Origin of the sequence: Sphaerisporangium melleum (assembly GCF_014646695.1) — a bacterium.
Lineage (GTDB): Bacteria > Actinomycetota > Actinomycetes > Streptosporangiales > Streptosporangiaceae > Sphaerisporangium > Sphaerisporangium melleum.
Genome location: NZ_BMNT01000094.1, coordinates 1 through 5132 on the forward strand (window position 1 = coordinate 1; position 5132 = coordinate 5132).

Annotated in this window: 6 protein-coding genes; 3 read left to right on the forward strand and 3 right to left on the reverse strand. The window is 69.5% G+C overall.

Annotation, left to right across the window (positions count from 1 at the left end):
- The 3 genes from IEY93_RS37095 to IEY93_RS37105 all read left to right on the forward strand — a co-directional run.
- A partial coding sequence (locus tag IEY93_RS37095; protein ID WP_189167841.1) for an NADPH-dependent F420 reductase occupies positions 1-425 on the forward strand: 425 nt, incomplete at its 5' end.
- A gap of 59 nt (positions 426-484) precedes the next feature.
- On the forward strand, positions 485-1318 hold the full coding sequence (locus IEY93_RS37100; protein ID WP_189167842.1) for a CPBP family intramembrane glutamic endopeptidase: 834 nt from the start codon (positions 485-487) through the stop codon (positions 1316-1318).
- A 338-nt stretch (positions 1319-1656) separates the two neighbouring features.
- On the forward strand, positions 1657-2823 hold the full coding sequence (locus IEY93_RS37105; RefSeq protein ID WP_189167843.1) for an epoxide hydrolase family protein: 1167 nt from the start codon (positions 1657-1659) through the stop codon (positions 2821-2823).
- 152 nt (positions 2824-2975) lie between these two features.
- On the opposite strand, the gene IEY93_RS37110 is transcribed toward IEY93_RS37105, so the two are convergent.
- The 3 genes from IEY93_RS37110 to IEY93_RS37120 form a co-directional block, all read right to left on the reverse strand.
- The gene (locus IEY93_RS37110) at positions 2976-3644 is read right to left on the reverse strand and encodes an NADPH-dependent F420 reductase (RefSeq protein WP_203968086.1); all 669 of its coding nucleotides are present in this window, start codon (positions 3642-3644) and stop codon (positions 2976-2978) included.
- A 72-nt stretch (positions 3645-3716) separates the two neighbouring features.
- The gene (locus tag IEY93_RS37115; RefSeq protein WP_189167845.1) at positions 3717-4655 is read right to left on the reverse strand and encodes an SDR family oxidoreductase; all 939 of its coding nucleotides are present in this window, start codon (positions 4653-4655) and stop codon (positions 3717-3719) included.
- A 52-nt stretch (positions 4656-4707) separates the two neighbouring features.
- Positions 4708-5132 (reverse strand): NADPH-dependent F420 reductase (locus IEY93_RS37120; RefSeq protein ID WP_229691793.1); only part of this gene is annotated, 425 nt, incomplete at its 5' end.

A 5132-nucleotide genomic window follows, 5' to 3' on the forward strand; every position in this document is an offset into this window, starting at 1 on the left:
CCTACGCCAGCGCGGCGGCGGTGGTCAGCGAGTACGGGGACGCACTTGCCGGCAAGGTCATCATCGACATCACCAACACGTTCAACACCGACGCCACCGGGCTCGTCATCCCTGAAGGCACGTCCGGTGCGCAGGAGATCGCCAAGGCAGTCCCGGCGAGCGCGCACGTCGTGAAGGCGTTCAACACGGTCTTCGGCCACGTGCTGGCCCAGGGGCGTCCGTTGGACGTGTTCATCGCCGGCGACGACGCCGAGGCAAAGGCGACTGCGTCCGCGTTCATCAAGAGCCTCGGACTGCGCCCGCTCGATGTCGGCGGCCTGGAGATGGCCCGCTGGCTGGAAGGAGTCGGGCCGCTGCTGATGGGCCTGGCCCGCAACGGCGCGGGGACCTTCGACATCGCCCTCGGCGTCGACCTCCCCGGCTGAGCGCACCCCTGCTGGTAGCCCGCGGCCCTCCCGCCGCGGATTCTCACGAAGGAGCCATCGTGCGTCTGATATGGCAGCTCTTAGCGGTTGCGGCGGTCTGGATCCTCGGCAGTCTGGGCACCGCGGCGGTGAAGGACAACCCCTGGCTGGCGCTCGTCGCCGGCCTGCTGACGGCCGTCGCCGCGGTCCTGGTCTACGGCTGGATGGTGCGGCGCACCGAGCACCGGGCCCCCGTCGAGGTGTCGCTGAAGGGAGCAGGCGCGGGGATCAGCCGGGGCACGCTGCTCGGCATCGCGCTGTTCGGGGCAGTCATCGCGAACATCGCCTTCTTAGGCGACTACACGATCAACGGCCTGGGCACGCCGGCGAGCGCCGTCGGCCTGCTCGGCATCATGGCGGGCGCCGCCGTGACCGAGGAACTGGTCTTCCGCGGTGTCCTGTTCCGGAACGTCGAGCACTGGACCGGAACCTGGATCGCGCTCGTGCTGACCGGCTCGCTGTTCGGCCTGATCCACCTGCTCAACGCGAACGCCACCCTGTGGGGCGCCATCGCCATCGCCATTGAGGCAGGCGGAATGCTGACCGCCGCGTACATCGCGACCCGCAAGCTGTGGGTGCCGATCGGTCTGCACTTCGGCTGGAACATTGCCGCGAGCGCCATCTTCAGCACCAAGGTGTCCGGCAGCAACACCCCGCAGGGCCTACTGGACGCGACGATGTCGGGTCCCGCGCTGGTCACGGGCGGCGACTTCGGACCGGAGGGCAGTGTGTACGCCGTGGTTTTCGGCGTGGTGGCCACCGTCGTGCTCATGTGGCTGGCACACCGGCGTGGTCACGTGGTCCCCGTCCGTCGCTCGGCCCGGGCGGACGTGACCGCTAGGCTCGCCAGGTGATCGAACCCCCGCCGGTGCGCACGGCGTCGGCGGCTCGGCCGGCACCTGTGTCCGGCGCCCCCTTGGCCGGCTCGCACCAGCGTCCCGGACCCAATTGCGCAGGGTTTCGGAGTTGATCCCCAGATCGGCGGTGACCTGCCGGATCGTCGTGAGCGCACACCATGAGCAGGATCAGCATCATCGGGACGGGGAACATGGCCCGCGCCCTGGGTAGCCGTGCACTCGCGGGCGGCAACGCGGTCGAGGTCATCGGCCGCGATGCTTCCAAGGTCGACGCTCAGGGTGACCGGCGGCGATGCCCCGCACACGTCGATCACGCAGCACAGCAAGGAGAACTCATGCCGAGTGACACACCCGTGATCGCGGTCGGTGACGCGGAACTGAACGAGCTCCGCGCTCGGTTGACGTCTACGCGATGGCCCCGGCCCTGGCCGGTGAACGGCTGGGAGGCCGGTACCGACGCCGTGGAGCTCCGCCGCCTCGTCACCTACTGGGCCTCCGGCTACGACTGGCGAGCCCACGAGGCCGCCATCAACGCCCTCCCGTCACATTTCGCGGACCTCGACGGAACGCCGGTGCACTATCTCCGCTTCGACGGCGAGCACCCGGACGCGTTGCCGATCATCCTCACGCACGGCTGGCCCAGCTCTTTCCTCGAACTCGTCCACCTCGCCGACCGGCTGGCCACCCCCTCCCGGTACGGCGGGGCAGCAGAGGACGCCTTCACCGTGATCGTCCCCTCACTACCCGGATTCGCCTTCTCGCCCCAGCGGCCCGCACTCACCGGCGCGGAGCAGACGCACGACCTCTGGCACCGGCTGATGCGCGACGAACTCGGCTTCGAGCGGTACGCGGCACACGGCGGAGACCTGGGCGCCGGCGTCACCTCACGGCTCGCCGAGGCCCACCCCGAGTCGCTGGCCGGCATCCACCTGCTGGCCGTGGCACCCCCGGCCGGCTACGACCCGGACGGCCTCGCCCCGCAGGAGCAGGACCACCTCGCCTCCGTGGCGGCCTGGCAGGCGGAGGAAGGCGGCTACCAGCACCAGCAGAGCACCCGTCCCTTCACCCTGGCCCCTGGCCTGGCCGACTCGCCCGCCGGGCTGCTCGCCTGGATCGTCGAGAAGTACCGTGCCTGGTCCGACTGCGGAGGCGATCTGTCCTCGCGCTTCAGCGACGACTTCATCCTCACGCAGACGTCCCTCTACTGGTTCACGGGCACGATCTCCACCTCGTTCAGGCCGTACTACGAGTACGCCCACGGCCTGACCAGGCGCGTGGAGCGGGTGAGCGTGCCCACAGCGGTCGCCCTGTTCCCCGCCGACCTGAGCCGGCCCCCGCGGAGCTGGGCCGAGCGCACCTACAACATCACGCGCTACACGCACATGCCCCGCGGTGGACACTTCGCCGCCCACGAAGAACCTGACCTGCTGGCCCACGACATCATCGAGTTCTTCCGCGCCCACCGTCCTTCTGCGCCGTCAGGCCCTCGATCCGATGCCTGAACCCCAACAGCGGTCGATGGGCACGCCGACCATGTCGAGGGCGGTTCGGTAGCCGTTGAGCCGGTCCTGGTTCGTCCTCCCTGGAGTCTCGCCTCCGAGGAGATCGCATCACGACACGGTCGGACCATACCGCGCCCCGCGCCAACTCGCGGTTACCGCGTTGCGGCGGCCAGTGCCGCGCGGATGGCGTCCTCGCCGACCGGCCGGCCCTTCTCGTCCGAGGCCGGCCCGTACGGGGTCCCCCACACCGGCGTGCCCGTCGCCTGCCGCCAGCCATCGGCCAGTGGCCCCGCGTCCACGACGCTGTACCCGATGGATTCGATGAATTCGGTCACCGCCTCCTTCGCCGGCGCGGAGTCCCCGGCGATCGGCAGATAGGAGCGGTCGGCCGCCCCCGCCGGGCGGGCGAGTGACAGCAGGTGCTTGAAGAAGATGTTGTTGAACGCTTTCACGACCATGGCGTCCGGGATGTACCCCAGCAGCAGTTCGCTCGAGGTGAGCGACTTGCTGTCGAGCTCGGGGATGCGCCCGTCACGTTCGGGGCCGTAGTTGCACGTGTCGATGACCGTCTTCCCGGCCAGTGGCGCGGCGGGCAAGCCGGGGAACGCCTTGACCGGCACCGTGACCACGACGATGTCACCGGCCGCCGCGGCCTCCCCGCTCGTCGCCGCGGACGCCCGCGGCCCCAGTTCCGCGGCCGTGTCCGCGAGCGTTTCGGGACCGCGCGAGTTGCTGAGCACTACCTGGTGCCCTGCCTCGATGGCGAGCCGCGCGATGGTACTGCCGATGTATCCGCTTCCGATGAAGCCCACGGTCGTCATATTCTCGGCGTCCCTCCGGAAGAGCCGAACCCTTGTCATGTGCCGGGCTCGTTGCGATTCGGGTCCCTGCCGTCAGCCGGCGGAGAAGTAATGGCCGTTGTCCAAGTCGGCGAGCAGGCTGGGCTGAGCGGGTTCCCAGCCGAGGGTCCGGCGGGTGACGAGGTTGGACGCCGGGTAGCTCTGCGTGACGATGTTCGCGAGGAACCCAAAGTATCCGGGCACCATCAGTACGTCCGCGGGAACGCTCACGACGGGCAGGCCCAGACGGCTGCCAATGGCCTCGGCGATCTCCCGGAACGGGATGGCCCCGTCCCCGACCGCGTGCCAGTATTTGCCGGCCGGCCCCTTCTCCAGCGCCAAGCGGAACAAGGAGGCGACATCGCGGGCGTGCACGGCGTTCCACAGGTTCGCGCCGTCTCCGGGGTAGCCGACGAAGCCCTTCTCCTTCGCGAGCGCGATCAGCTGCACGAGAAAACCGGCACGATCGGTCGTGCTGTGCGCGATATTGGCGATCCGCACGACCGAAGACCGCACTCCCCGCTCAGCGAGGCCGACTACGGCGGTTTCCACGACATTACGAACCCGCAGGGTGCCCTTGTACTCATCGCCGCTGGGAAGGGCCGGGTCCTCCTCGGTGACCGGCCGGCCCAGGTGCTGCCCGGGCGAGCCAATGCTCCCCGCTGCGACCAACGGCTTTCCGGTTCCCGCCAGTGCCTCGCCGTACGCGAACATGATCGGGAGCTCCGCGGTGGCCACGGCGTCGATCCCGCCGGACGCAAGCAGGTCTTGCCTGTGCGCGACGTGGATGACGCCGTCGGAGTCCGCGGCCGCCTCCTTGAGCCCGTCGAGATCGTGGAGGTCGCCGCGACGCACCTTCGCGCCGAGCGCGGACAGGGCCGCCGCGGCCGTGTCCGATCGGGCCAGGCCGGTGACCTCGTGCCCCGCGGCGATGAGCTCGGGGATGATGTACGAACCGGAATGGCCGGTCCCGCCAGTGACGAAAACGCGCATGCTACTGATCCTTGTGATTGATGTGGCGCGAGAAGTGGTGGTGCGGGCGCGCTCAGGCAGAAGTGTTGACGCCGAGGGTGAAGTTGAAGCTCCCCGCGCCATAGCGGCCCAGGCCGATCATCACCAAGCCCGTTCCCTCCAGCCAGCGCGCCATTCCCAGGGGGCCGGTGTCCAGCGGGCGCAGTCCGAGGCTCTTGATGAACGCCGACACGGTCGCCTTTGCCTCGGCGTCGTCGCCGGCGATGAGCACGTCCAGCGGGTTGCCCTGCGCCAGCATGTGGCCGAAGACGGTGTTGAACGCCTTCACGACGTGCGCGCCGGCGGGGGTGACCTTGGCGATCTCCTGCGCGCCGGAACTGCCGTCGGGGGTGACAAGGCCCTGGGAGTCGGGAGAGACGGGGTTGGTGATGTCGATGATGACCTTGCCGGCAAGTGCGTCCCCGTACTCGCTGACCACCGCCGCCGCGCTGGCGTAGG